The 12249-nt window shown below is 71.5% G+C and carries 10 protein-coding genes and 1 pseudogene; 6 read left to right on the forward strand and 5 right to left on the reverse strand.

Annotated features, from left to right (window positions below):
- Nucleotides 1-26: 26 nt before the first annotated feature.
- Nucleotides 27-770, reverse strand: coding sequence for an ABC transporter permease (locus tag ACIRD8_RS24050; protein WP_403995338.1), 744 nt, complete (start codon nt 768-770; stop codon nt 27-29).
- A 5-nt stretch (nt 771-775) separates the two neighbouring features.
- On the reverse strand, nt 776-1711 hold the full coding sequence (locus tag ACIRD8_RS24055) for an ABC transporter ATP-binding protein (RefSeq protein WP_403995087.1): 936 nt from the start codon (nt 1709-1711) through the stop codon (nt 776-778).
- A 107-nt stretch (nt 1712-1818) separates the two neighbouring features.
- Here ACIRD8_RS24055 and ACIRD8_RS24060 point away from each other — a divergent pair, with 107 nt between their 5' ends.
- From ACIRD8_RS24060 to ACIRD8_RS24070, 3 genes are all read left to right on the forward strand, one after another.
- Complete coding sequence (locus ACIRD8_RS24060; RefSeq protein ID WP_403995090.1) at nt 1819-3000, forward strand: sensor histidine kinase; 1182 nt, start codon at nt 1819-1821, stop codon at nt 2998-3000.
- A 4-nt stretch (nt 3001-3004) separates the two neighbouring features.
- Complete coding sequence (locus tag ACIRD8_RS24065) at nt 3005-3655, forward strand: response regulator (RefSeq protein WP_403995093.1); 651 nt, start codon at nt 3005-3007, stop codon at nt 3653-3655.
- A 120-nt stretch (nt 3656-3775) separates the two neighbouring features.
- The gene (locus ACIRD8_RS24070) at nt 3776-4933 is read left to right on the forward strand and encodes an ROK family transcriptional regulator (RefSeq protein WP_403995096.1); all 1158 of its coding nucleotides are present in this window, start codon (nt 3776-3778) and stop codon (nt 4931-4933) included.
- A gap of 111 nt (nt 4934-5044) precedes the next feature.
- Here the strand turns inward: ACIRD8_RS24070 and ACIRD8_RS24075 are convergent, their stop codons facing one another.
- Together ACIRD8_RS24075 and ACIRD8_RS24080 are read right to left on the reverse strand one after the other, a co-directional pair.
- Nucleotides 5045-5812 carry a GntR family transcriptional regulator gene (locus ACIRD8_RS24075; protein ID WP_403995098.1) on the reverse strand — a complete coding sequence of 256 codons (768 nt, stop codon included), beginning with the start codon at nt 5810-5812 and terminating at the stop codon, nt 5045-5047.
- Nucleotides 5813-6061: 249 nt separating this feature from the next.
- Nucleotides 6062-6946 carry an RNA polymerase sigma-70 factor gene (locus ACIRD8_RS24080; protein WP_403995101.1) on the reverse strand — a complete coding sequence of 295 codons (885 nt, stop codon included), beginning with the start codon at nt 6944-6946 and terminating at the stop codon, nt 6062-6064.
- A 156-nt stretch (nt 6947-7102) separates the two neighbouring features.
- On the opposite strand from ACIRD8_RS24080, the gene ACIRD8_RS24085 reads away from it, so the two are divergent.
- Complete coding sequence (locus ACIRD8_RS24085) at nt 7103-7966, forward strand: alpha/beta fold hydrolase (protein WP_403995104.1); 864 nt, start codon at nt 7103-7105, stop codon at nt 7964-7966.
- Nucleotides 7967-8029: 63 nt separating this feature from the next.
- Here ACIRD8_RS24085 and ACIRD8_RS24090 read toward each other — a convergent pair.
- Nucleotides 8030-8827, reverse strand: a pseudogene (locus ACIRD8_RS24090) (DMT family transporter); the annotation flags it as partial.
- A 47-nt stretch (nt 8828-8874) separates the two neighbouring features.
- Here ACIRD8_RS24090 and ACIRD8_RS24095 point away from each other — a divergent pair.
- On the forward strand, nt 8875-10383 hold the full coding sequence (locus ACIRD8_RS24095; protein WP_403995107.1) for a PLP-dependent aminotransferase family protein: 1509 nt from the start codon (nt 8875-8877) through the stop codon (nt 10381-10383).
- Between the two features lie 211 nt (nt 10384-10594).
- Nucleotides 10595-12175 (forward strand): alkaline phosphatase D family protein, encoded by a 1581-nt coding sequence (locus tag ACIRD8_RS24100; protein WP_403995110.1) that lies wholly within the window; start codon nt 10595-10597, stop codon nt 12173-12175.
- The last annotated feature ends 74 nt before the right edge of the window (nt 12176-12249 follow it).

Below are 12249 nucleotides of genomic sequence, written 5' to 3' on the forward strand. Positions count from 1 at the left end.
GCCGTTCCGGCGGGCCTTCACCGTGCTCAGGCGTCTCTCGTCCGGAGGGTCCACCAGCCGGCGAGCAGGGCGGCACCGGCCCACGCGGCGGTCACCGCCAGACCCGTCCACGGACCGAGGCCCCCGTCCGGATTCTGGTGCAGCACCAATTGGCCTGCTTGGTCGGGCAGATACCGGGCGATGTCTCCAGCGATGTCTCCGACGACGAAGGAGACGATCAGCAAGAGGGGGATGAGCGTGCTGAGCACGGCGACGGCGCTGCGCAGCACCGCCGTCAGGCCTGCGGCGAACAGGGCGATGAGCGCGAGATAGACACCGCCGCCGAACGAGGCACGGAGCGCGCCGGGGTCCCCCAGGCCGATCGCGTACTCCCCCATGAACATCTGCCCCACCAGGAAGGTGGCGAAGCCGGTGATCACCCCCATGGCGAGGGCGAGTCCGCCCACGACCGACATCTTCGCGGCGTAGAGGAGTCCGCGTCGGGGGACGGCAGAGAGGGATATCCGCAGCGCGCCGTTCAGGAACTCCGAGGACAGAGCAGTCGCCCCGAAGCTGATGGCTGCGATCTGACCGAAGTTCAGCGCGTAGAAGGCGGAGAACAGGGGTTCGTAGTCCGGGCTGTCCGCCTCCGCCTGACCCACGGTGGCGAACGCGAGCACCGTGACGGCAAGCGTGGCGGCGAATATCGCCATCAGTGAGATCGATACGGATCGCACCGATCTGATCTTGATCCATTCCGAGCGCAGTACCGCCGTCGTCGACGTGGTCACGAGAATCATGCCTCCTGGCGTGCGATGGCCGATGGGGCCGCTGCGAACTCTGCTTCGTCCGTGGTGAGACGGAGATAGGCCTCTTCCAATGTGGTCTGCTGGTCGATGAGTTCGAGAAGGGGAATGCCTTCGGCCGCGGCTGCGGCGCCGATCTCTTCCGCCTTCGCCCCGTCGACGGTCCAGCGCCCGTCGGCCTCCTGCTCCGGCATGAATCCCTTGCGGGTCAAGACCTCGCGGAGCCGCGCGGGTTCGGTGGTGCGGAGCCGGACGCCGGGCCGGCTGCGGGAGTCGAGGAATTCCTGCATGGGCAGATCGGCGAGGAGCCGTCCCCGGCCGAGGACGATCAGGTGATCGGCGAACGAGGAGGTCTCGTTCATCAAGTGACTGGAGACCAGGACGGTGCGGCCCTCGCGTGCCATGCCGCGCATCAGCTCACGGATCCAGATGATGCCTTCCGGATCCAGCCCGTTCGACGGTTCGTCCAGCATCACCACATCCGGCTCGCCGAGCAGCGCGGCCGCGATTCCGAGGCGTTGCCGCATTCCGAGGGAGAACGTCTTGATCCTCCGCCTCGCGACTGCTGCGAGCCCGGTTTCCTCCAGGACCTCGTCGGCCCTGGTGCCGGCTATGCCATTGCTCACCGCGAGCGCGAGCAAGTGGTCACGCGCGGTGCGTGATCCGTGAGCTGCCTGGGCGTCGAGCAGGGCTCCGACCCGGCGCAGCGGGTTTCCCAGCGAGGCGTACGGCACTCCGCCGATGGTGGCGGTGCCGGCTGTGGGCCGGTCCAGGCCGAGAACCAGTCGCATGGTGGTGGACTTGCCCGCGCCGTTGGGTCCGAGAAAGCCTGTGACGCGGCCGGGTTCCACGCTGAACGTGAGCTGGTCCACGGCTCGTGTGGGCCCGTAGTCCTTGGTGAGTTCGTGGACGTCGATGCTGGTCATGAACCAAGCCTGGCTCCCGCCCGGCGCCCGGGGCCTCCCCCGGCAGGGTGGTTCGTCTCCCTCGCTCGGGGGAGCCGCTCGTGGCCCTGCGCTGACACGATGGCGGCATGCGCCACTTTCTCGGGCCGCTGGCCGCGCCCGTCACGTACAGCCGCTGGCTGCATCTGCTCATTCCGACCGCAGTCGTCAGCGTGTGGATGTTCATTGCCATCGGCACTCCGTGGGTGCCGATGCCCTTCGTCTTCGCGGTGCCGGCCGGGCTGCTGCCCTCGATGCGCCTCGTGGAAGGAGTGCAGGCGCAGCTTCTCCTCACGCCCGGGGAACGCGGCCGGGCGGACCCCTCGATCTCCGCAGCCCCCGCGGGGACATGGGCCGATCGCTGGCGCACCGTGGCCTGGCTCGAGGTCAGGCTGCTGCTCACCGTGGCGGCGGGCTTCGCCACCGTCTGGCTGCCGACCACGACGTTCGACCTCATCAGTGTCACGGCCGGCGCCGATCCGGGCGTGAACTGGCTGACGGACTTCCTCGGTGTGCGGTGGCTGTGCGCCCTGCTCGCACCTCTCCCGATACTGATGCTGCTCGGATGGATCATCCTGTGCGGTGAAGTGGCCACGGCTGCCGCCCGCGGGCTGCTGGGACCATCGCCGACCGAGCGGTTGACCACCCTGGAGGAGCGCACCGAACAACTGCTGGAGCGTAACCGGATAGCGCGCGAGCTCCATGATTCGATCGGCCACGCGTTGACGGTCGCGGTGGTGCAGGCAGGGGCTGCCAGGACGGCGGGCAACCCGGAGTTCACCGCGCAGGCCCTCGCCGCCATCGAGGAGACGGGGCGCAACGCGCTGGACGATCTGGAGCGTGTCCTGCGCGTGCTGAGGGAATCGGCCGACCTTCCCGTCGGGGCGCGCCCCACCTTGGTGGAAGCCGACCGGCTGCTGGATTCGGCCCGCGGCTCCGGCGTGAAGATGGACGTGGAAATGACCGGACCACTGGAGCTGGTGCCGGGCCCGGTGTCCCGCGAGGGCTACCGGATCCTGCAGGAGTCGCTCACCAATGTGCTGCGTCACGCCGGCGCCGTTCCCGTACGGGTGAGGATCGCTGTGGCGGAGGAAAGGCTGGAGCTGGAGGTGGCCAACCCCCTTGCTGCGTCCTCGCGCGGCCCGGGGAGCGGTAGTGGACTGCGGGGTGTGCGGGAGCGGGCGGCCCTGCTGGGCGGCAGGGCCAGAACCGGCCCGCACGAGGGGGAATGGATCGTGTCCGCGACCCTCCCGCTGGACCGCATACGCTGACCGGATGCCGGTTACCGTACTTCTGGTCGACGACGAACCTCTGGTTCGCGCAGGGCTCCGCGCGGTCCTGGAGGCGCAGGACGACATCGAGGTGGTGGGCGAGGCCGCCGACGGCGCGGCCGTGATCCCTCTCGTCAACCGCCTGCGGCCCGACGTCGTGGCCATGGATGTGCGCATGCCGCTGATGGACGGCATCGAGGCGACCAGGGTGGTGCTGCGCACCGTTACGGATCCGCCGAAGATCCTGGTGGTGACCACATTCGAGAACGACGAGTACGTGTACGAGGCGCTGCGCGCGGGGGCGGACGGTTTCCTGCTCAAGCGGGCCCGGCCCGCGGAGATCGTCCACGCGGTGCGGCTGGTGGCGGAAGGCGAGTCGCTGCTGTTCCCCGCCGCGGTCCGGCAACTCGCCGCGGAATACGGCACGAGCAAGGCGCGGGACGCGATGGACCGGGCGGCGCTCACCGACCGCGAAGCGGCAGTCCTCCGCCTGATGGCCCGGGGCCGTTCCAACGCGGAGATCGCCGCCGAGCTCGTCGTGGGGGTGGAGACCGTGAAGTCACATGTCAGCGCCGTGCTCGCGAAGTTGGGAGCCAGGGACCGCACACAGGCGGTGATCGCAGCCTACGAGTCCGGCTTCGTCGCTCCGCGCTGACCGAGGCCGTTCCCCGGCTCCTGGGCGGGTTCCGGTTGTCTCGCCCCGGGTGCTGGTCGCCGAGGCCGGGGCCAGCGAGTACGATCCGGCAGACATGGGCACGACCTGGGAGGACACACGGTGAGCCGGCTGACCGGTGGGGACCCGTCTCTGCTGCGGAGGATCAATTCCGCGGTGGTGCTGCACGCCCTGCGAGGGGCGGATTCGCCCACCCTCACGGACCTGACCCGGGTCACCGGTCTGTCGCGTCCCACGGTCGAAGGTGTCGTCGAAGGGCTCATCGGGGCAGGCCTGGTGGTGGAGGCGCTGCCCGACGACAGTGGCGCCAGGCGCCAGGGGCGGCCCGCTCGCCGGTTCAGGTTCCGCGCGGAGGCCGGGTACCTGCTGGGCATCGAGATCGGCCCGCACCGGGTCTCCGCCCTGCTGTCCGGGCTGGATGGCCGGATCGTCGGCGCCGGCTCACGGGACGTCTCCGAGACCGCGTGCGCGGATGACAGGCTCGACCAGGTCAGAGGCATGATCGCCGATGTACTGCGGCGCGCCGGGGTGCAGCGGAGCAGTTTGCGGGCGGTCGGGGTGGGCAGCCCCGGCATCGTGGAGGCCGATGGCACGGTGCGGCTGGGCACGGCGCTGCCGGACTGGACCGGTCTCGCGCTCGGCGAAAGGCTGCGGCGTTCCTTCCGGTGCCCCGTCCTCGTGGAGAACGACGCCAACGCGGCCGCGGTGGCCGAGCACTGGAAGGGCGCGGCGACCGAGTCCGACGACATCGTCTTCGTCCTGGCGGGCCTGAGCCCCGGCGCCGGGTCGCTGATCGGTGGCCGGCTGCACCGCGGGTTCGGCGGCGCGGCCGGGGAGATCGGCGCGCTGCATCTCCTCGGCCGCGATGTCACACCGGAACACCTGCTCTCCACGACGGACACCCCGCTGGACCCCTTGGACGAGCACGCCGTCGCCGCGGTCTTCGCCAAGGCCAAGCACGGCGACGCCGGGGCGCAGGCCGCCGTCGCGCGGTTCATACAGCGGCTGGTGCACGATGTCGCGGCCCTGGTGCTGGCGCTCGATCCGGAGCTCGTGGTGATCGGCGGGTGGGCCGCCGGACTGGACGGGGTCCTCGATCCGCTCCGCGGCGAGCTCGCCCGTTACTGTCTGCGGCCGCCCCGGGTGACCCTCTCGCTCCTCGGGGAGGCGGCCGTCGCCACCGGGGCCCTGCGGCTGGCCCTGGACCACGTCGAGGAACAGCTCTTCGCCGTGGACGGCACGGTGACGGCCCGCCGCTGAAAACGCGACGGGCCGTGGAACGCCAGGAGGCGAGGGCCTCAGGAGGTGAAGGCCTCGGGGGTCTCAGGAGGCCGGGCCTCGGGGGTTTCAGAGGCGGGGACCTCGGGGGTTTCAGGAGGCCTTGCGCTCCTGCTCGTCGTGGCTGATCTCCAGCGCCCCGGAATCCCCGAAGGTCAGCCGGCAGGTGTCGGCCCTGTAGGTGGCGACGGAGACTGCTGCGGTGCCGGCGGCGGCGAGGTACCGCGTGGTGACCACCAGGACCGGGGCACCGGGGAGCCGGTCGAGCTCCTTCGCGTCGTCCGCGCGTGCCGAGCCGAGTTCGACCGAGCGGTCCTGGCCGTCGAGGTCGAGGCGGTGCAGTTCCCTCAGGACACCGCGCGCCCGGACCGGCCCGGACGGCGCCTCGATGGCGGAGAGTTCGGGCACGGAAGCCGTCGGCACGTACAGGAGTTCCGCCGCCACGGCCTGCCCCTGAGCGACACGGGTGCGGCGCACCACGTGCACGGGCTCCCCGGCGTCCGTACCGAGCATGGCCGCGACCGCGGCGGGAGCCGTCTCGACGGTGCAGTCGAGGGCCTGCCACGCCTCGTCCGTGTCGCCGCCCACCCAGCCGTGCTGAGCGGTGGCGACGGCAACTCCGACGCGGGGCGGGGCGACGGTCGTGCCCACGCCGCGGCGTCGCTGCAGCCTTCCTTCGAGTTCCAGCTGCTCCAGTGCCTGACGGAGAGTGGCCCGGGCGACGCCGAAGCGCGCCGCGAGGTCCCGCTCGTTGGGCAGTACCTCTCCCACCGCGAAGTCCGAGTCGAGTGCCTCACTGAGCACGGTCTTGAGGTGCCAGTACTTCGGCTCCTGCACCGATTCCAGCTGCGTGGTCCCCACCCTGTCCTCCGCATCCGCCCGGTGGCTTGTTTTCCGCGACGTTATTTATTAAAGGTTCCTGCCTTATCGTTCAGACCTTAGGGCGGCGAACCACCTTGGTCAAGACCAATCCTCTTCCTGTCACACAGCGGAACGGCCTCCTGCCGCAGAGCGTTCACGGGACGTTCGCGCGGCTGTGAGGCACGGCAACACGAAGCCCCACGGCCGTCACCGGCCGTGGGGCTCGCGGGTCTCGCGGGGCGAGAGGCCCTAACCCATGTGCAGACCGGCCAGCTTGTCCGGGTTGCGGATGACGTAGACGCAGCGGATCACTCCACCCTCGACCTCCGCCTGGAAGACCGTCTCGACCACCCCGTCCACACCGAACACCAGAGCGGGGCCACCGTTGAGCTCCGTGACCCTCACCTCCGTACCGGGCGGCAGGTCGCGGCTCACGGCGATGAGGAAGCGGCCGACCTTGTCGGCGGTCTCGATGATCCGCCGCGCTGCCTTCGCCTTGCCTCCGCTGTCACTGACGAGGCGCGCGTCGGGTGCCAGCAGGGCGAGCAGCTTCTCCAGGTCCCCGCCCGAAGCCGCGGCGAGGAAGCGCTCGGTGAGATCGCGCCGTACCGCCGGATCCACGTCGTACCGCGGTTTGCGCTCCTCCACATGGCGCTTGGCGCGGCCGGCGAGCTGCCGTACCGCAGCCTCGGACCGGTCGAGGGCGGCGCCGATCTCCGCGTACGGGAAACCGAAGGCCTCGCGCAGGACGAAGACGGCACGCTCCAGCGGGGAGAGGGTTTCCAGGACGACCAGTACGGCGAGGGACACGGAGTCGGCGAGCACCGCGCGCTCCGCGGAATCGGGGACGGCCGGGCCGAATTCGGTGACCACGGGTTCGGGCAGCCACGGTCCCACGTACGCCTCGCGCCGGGACCTCAGGTGGCGCAGCCGGTCGATGGCCAGACGTGTGGTGATCCGCACGAGAAAGGCCCGCGGCTCCCGCACGTCCCCACGCTCCGCCGAGGACCAGCGCAGCCAGGCCTCCTGCACGACGTCCTCGGCATCGGCGACACGGCCGAGCATGCGGTACGCGACCCCGGTGAGGAAGGGCCGGTGTTCTTCGAAGAGGTCGGTAACGGTGTCGGCAGTCACTTTCCCATCCCAGCCGACGCGACTTCGGGGTGTCCAGCGGGATTCACGTTCGCCCCTTGAACTAGGGGCTACCCGACGGTAAGCATGGTGGACGAGGGTTGACGAGGCGTCCGGTTACGTCCGTCCCAACCCGGCAGGACCGTCCCGAGGAGCAGCATGGCCACCACGGTTTCGTTCGCATTCGGCTCTCCCGCCGGGCGGCGCACGGTCGAGATGTCGTACGAACGGACGGGTTCGGGCGAGCCGTTGGTACTGCTGCACGGCATAGGCCATCACCGTCAGGCGTGGGACCCGGTCCTGCGCATCCTGGCGCTCGAGCGGGATGTCATCGCGGTGGACCTGCCCGGATTCGGCGCGTCACCGGCGCTGCCGCAGGGGCTCGCCCATGACCTGCGGACCATGGTCCCGGTGCTCGGCTCGTTCTTCGACGCGCTCGGCGTGGTACGGCCGCATGCGGCCGGGAACTCCCTGGGAGGCCTGCTGGCACTGGAGTTGGGCCGCGAGAGGCTCGTACGTTCGGTGACGGCCCTGTCGCCCGCCGGTTTCTGGACACCGAGCGAGCGGCGCTACGCCTTCGGAGTGCTGCGCGCGATGCGAGGAGCGGCCCTCTCGATGCCGATGCCGCTGATCGAGCGGCTTTCGCAGAGCTCACCGGGACGCACCGTGCTGACCAGCACCATCTACGCGCGCCCCGGCCGCCGTTCACCCGCTGCGGTCGTGTCGGAGACCGTCGCCCTGCGCGAGGCCACCGGTTTCCACCAGACCCTCGATGCGGGCCGGACCGTGGCGTTCACCGACGACGTACCGGACGTTCCCGTCAGCATCGCCTGGGGCAGCAAGGACCGCCTCCTTGTGCCGCGGCAGGGCGTCAGGGCCAAGCGCGTGATACCGGGGGCGCGGCTCGTCCGTCTTCCCGACTGCGGCCACGTCCCGATGAACGACGACCCCGCCGCCGTGGCGCGGGTCATCCTCGACACGAGCCGCCGGCCCGCCGGTACGGCCCCGGCCCAGAACGCCTGAGCCCAGCGCCACGCCCAGGCCGACCAGGAGGCTTCCCACGCCCTGGCCCAGGCCGTACGTCCCCGTGCCGGCCAGTGGTGCGGTCAGCGCCGCCGACACGGGGATCAGCCCGGAGAAGAGCGTGGCCCGCTCGGCTCCGATGCGCCGCATCCCGCTGTACCAGCACACGAAGCCGATGACGGTGACAACGGCCGCCTGCCAGAGCAGCGCGAGCGCCTCCCCCGCTGTGGGCACCCGCAGGAAGCCGCCCCCATCGAGGATGATGCCCAGCACCACCGACTCCGCTGCGGCCACGGCGCAAACGACCGCCGACAGCAGTTTCGGTCCGAGGGGGCGCAGCACCGGCACGGCCAGGACCGCGAAGCCGACCTCTCCGGCCAGCGCGCCCACCGAGTAGAGGACGCCCGCCAGGTCGGTGCGCCCCCAGCCCTGGACGGTGAACGCGCCGACGGCCACGAGACCCGCCGCGGACAGGACGGCGCGGGTGGGGCGGCGCCCTTCCAGGGCGGGCACGAGGACGCCGACGACGATGGGCGCGCAGCCGACGAGCACGCCCGGTACCGCAGGTTCCGCCGTGCGTTCCGCGGCCAGGACCGCCAGGTTGAAGCCGACCATCCCGATGGCGGCGAGAGCAGCCAGGCGGCCCCACTGCCCCCGGGTGAGCGCCCTCAGTGCGGCGGCCGGCCGGGGGCCGCCGGAGCGTAGGAGCGGCAGGAGCAGCAGGGCGGCCAGTCCGTACCGCAGTGCCTGGCCGCCCGCGTACGGATAGTCGCCGAGGACACTGTTCGCCGTGAAGGAGGCGCCTACGAGGGTGCAGGCGAAGGCCGCGAGAAGGGCTCCGCGCAGGGACGTTTCGTTCATGAGGGCGACGCTAGGTTTCACTGCGGTCCCGTTTAAGGTCCACTTCCATGACGTCTTCGGGGACCAATCCACCGCCCGGCCCGGCCTCGCGGGACGGGGACGGGAACGCTTCCGCCGCCTGGGAACTGCTGCTGCCCGCCGCCTCCGCCCCCGCACGCCGACGGGGGCGCGCACTGCAGTCGGCGCTGCGCGATGCCGTACGTTCGGGCAGGCTGCCGGCCGGGACCCGGCTTCCGGCCAGCCGGGAACTCGCCGCCGATCTCGGGGTGTCACGCGGCCTGGTGACCGAGGCGTACGAGCAGCTGACCGCCGAGAGTTACCTGCGCGCCGGCCGGGGTTCGGGCACCTGGGTGAGCGGTGCGGTGCGGCCCGCCGCCCGGGGGGCGCGGGATCTGTCACCGCGTGCGCCGGGCGCGCGGGTGGACTTCCGTCCGGGCACCCCGGACCTCGCGCTCTTCCCGCGGAGTGCCTGGGCAGCGGCCCATCGCACGGTCCTGGACCGGCTGCCGCACAGTTCCCTCGGCTACCCGGATCCGCGCGGCCTGCCGGAGCTGCGCGTGGCGCTGGCGTCCCTGCTCACCAGGCGCCGGGGTGTGGTGGCCGATCCTGAGCGGCTGGTGGTGTGTTCGGGGGTGGCCCAGGCGACGACCCTGCTCGGCTTCGTGCTGCGTGAGCGTGGCGCCACGGCGGTCGGTGTCGAGGATCCCGGGAGCCCCGAGCACGCCTCGCTCTTCGCCTCCACCGGCCTGACCACGGTTTCGCTGCCGCTCGACGACGCGGGGCTGGCGGTGGACCCGCTCCTGCGCTCCGGCGTGCGCGCTGTGGTCACGACCCCGGCTCACCAGTTCCCCACCGGGATCGGGTACTCCTCGGAGCGGCGCGGTGAGCTGCTCGACTGGGCCCGTCGCACCTCCGGAGTGATCATGGAGGACGACTACGACGGCGACTTCCGCTACGACCGGGCGCCGGTCGGGGCGCTGCAGGGTCTGGACCCCGAGCACGTCGTGTACACCGGCTCGGTCAGCAAGTCCCTCGCCCCCGGTCTGCGGCTCGGCTGGCTCATCGCGCCCGCGGCGATGACCGACGCCATCGTCGCCCGCAAGCGCACGATGGACCTCGGCAATCCGTCGGTCGACCAGGCGGTACTGGCGGACTTCGTCACCGGCGGCGGCTACGACCGGCAGCTGCGCCGCTGCCAGCGCGCGTATCGGGAGCGCCGCGACGCGATGACGGGAGCGCTCGACGCGCGCTTCCCCGGGACGGAGGTGAGCGGGATCGCCGCGGGTCTGCACATCATCGCCCGACTGCCCGAACGGTTCGGCCCGCAGGACGAGTTCCTGCGCCGGGCGACGGCCGCCGGGATCGCGCTGCGCCCGCTCAGCGACTGCACGGCGGGCGGGGCGCGGGACGACGCGGTCCGGCTGGTGCTCGGTTACGCGCATCTGGCGCCCGCCGTCATAGGGAACGGCGTCCGTCTGCTCGCCGAATCGGTCCGTGGCGGTCCGGGGCAAGGCCAGGTGTACGGCCCTGGGTACGGCCCGGGGCACGACGGCTGAGGGCCCGCGGCAGCGGAGGCTCACGGGGACGGACCGACCGGTTGTTCATCTGCGGTTGGCGTCCCCGCCGCCACCGGGGACTAGGCATGGGTCTGCAGCCGGCCCGTACGACCCCGGCCGGCTGCCGTCAGCCCGTACGCCCCCGCCGTCCGCAGTCAGCCCGTACGCCCCTGCTGTCCCGGCAGCCGCACCCGCCCCTGGAGGCGCATCGATGTCGAACCGTCCGCCCGTCCCGGCCCCCGGCCGCCGCACCGTACTGCGCGGCTCGCTCCTGGCCTCGGCCGCGGTCGCCGTGCCCGCGACGCTCACCACCGCTCCCGCGTTCGCCCTGTCCGGCCGGCCGAGCGCGGCGTGGGGCGTGCAGGTCGGCGATGTCACGGCTTCGTCGGCCCTGGTGTGGGTGCGTTCCGACCGCCCCGCCCGGATGGTGGTGGAGACCTCCGCGACCGAGTCCTTCCGCCGCGCCCGCACCTGGCACGGCCCGCTGATCGGCGCCCGTACGGACTTCACCGGGACGACCCCGCTGTACGGGCTGCCGGCCGGCGAGCAGGTGCACTACCGCGTCACCCTCGCGGACCCCCACGACCCCCGCCGCACCGGCAAGCCCGTGTACGGGACCTTCCGCACCGCGCCCGCCCGCCGCCGCGACGGGGTGCGGTTCCTCTGGTCCGGCGACATCGCGGGACAGGGCTGGGGCATCAACCCCGACATCGGCGGCTACCGGGTGTACGACGAGATGCGCCGCCTGGACCCGGACTTCTTCCTGTGCAGTGGCGACAACATCTACGCGGACGGGGTGCTGGAGCCCAGCGTGACGCTCCCCGACGGCCGGGTCTGGCGCAACATCACGACCCCGGAGAAGTCGAAGGTCGCCGAGACCCTGGACGAGTACCGCGGGAACTTCCGGTACAACCTGCTGGACGACAACCTGCGGACGTTCAACGCGCAGGTCCCCTCCATCATCCAGTGGGACGACCACGAGGTGCGCAACAACTGGTACCCGGGGCAGATCCTCGACGACGTCCGCTACACCGAGAAGGACGTGGATGTGCTCGCGGCGCGTTCGATGCGGGCGTTCCGCGAGTACTTCCCCGTGCCGACGCTCCAGGCGTCGCCGGCCGAGCGGCGCATGCACCGCGTCGTGCGGCACGGTCCGCTGCTCGATCTCTTCGTGCTGGACATGAGGTCCTTCCGCAACGCCAACTCCCCCGGCCGGCAGCCCGACGACACCACGGGCATCCTCGGCGCCGAGCAGCTGAGCTGGCTCAAGCGGGAGCTGTCGCGGTCCCGCGCGGTGTGGAAGGTGATCGCCGCCGACATGCCGCTGGGGCTGGTGGTCCCGGACGGTGCCACGGACTTCGAGGAGGTGGCCCAGGGCGATCCGGGCGCACCGCTGGGCCGCGAGCTGCAGATCGCCGAGCTGCTGCGCCACATCAAGCACCGGGGGATCACCGGTACCGTCTGGCTGACGGCCGATGTGCACTACACCTCCGCCCAGCACTACGCCCCCGAGCGCGCGGCCTTCAAGGACTTCGCGCCGTTCTGGGAGTTCGTGTCGGGCCCGCTGGCCGCGGGCAGCTTCCCCGCCAACGCGCTGGACGGCACGTTCGGCCCGGATCGGGTCTTCGTCCGGGCACCGGACCGGCAGAACGTGTCCCCCATGGAGCAGCCGCAGTTCTTCGGAGAGGTGGACATCGACGGCGGGAGCGGCGAGCTGACCGTACGGCTCCGGGCGCAGGGCGGCACGGTCCTGTTCAGCAAGGTGCTGCAGCCGGGGCGCACCGGCCAGTGATCCATGAGATAACGCCCTGAAGGCGACCAGATCCACACGTAACCCATCAGTCACAATGCGTTCGTGATCAGGCA

This window comes from Streptomyces sp. NPDC102451 (genome assembly GCF_044765485.1).
Lineage (GTDB): Bacteria > Actinomycetota > Actinomycetes > Streptomycetales > Streptomycetaceae > Streptomyces.

What these genes read in the sequence shown, in the direction of transcription:
- ACIRD8_RS24100 (WP_403995110.1), top strand. Translation starts at nt 10,595, where the DNA reads ATGTCGAACCGTCCGCCCGTCCCGGCCCCCGGCCGCCGCACCGTACTG.
- ACIRD8_RS24085 (WP_403995104.1), top strand. Translation starts at nt 7,103, where the DNA reads ATGGCCACCACGGTTTCGTTCGCATTCGGCTCTCCCGCCGGGCGGCGC.
- ACIRD8_RS24065 (WP_403995093.1), top strand. Translation starts at nt 3,005, where the DNA reads ATGCCGGTTACCGTACTTCTGGTCGACGACGAACCTCTGGTTCGCGCA.
- ACIRD8_RS24055 (WP_403995087.1), bottom strand. Translation starts at nt 1,711, where the DNA reads ATGACCAGCATCGACGTCCACGAACTCACCAAGGACTACGGGCCCACA.
- ACIRD8_RS24060 (WP_403995090.1), top strand. Translation starts at nt 1,819, where the DNA reads ATGCGCCACTTTCTCGGGCCGCTGGCCGCGCCCGTCACGTACAGCCGC.
- ACIRD8_RS24095 (WP_403995107.1), top strand. Translation starts at nt 8,875, where the DNA reads ATGACGTCTTCGGGGACCAATCCACCGCCCGGCCCGGCCTCGCGGGAC.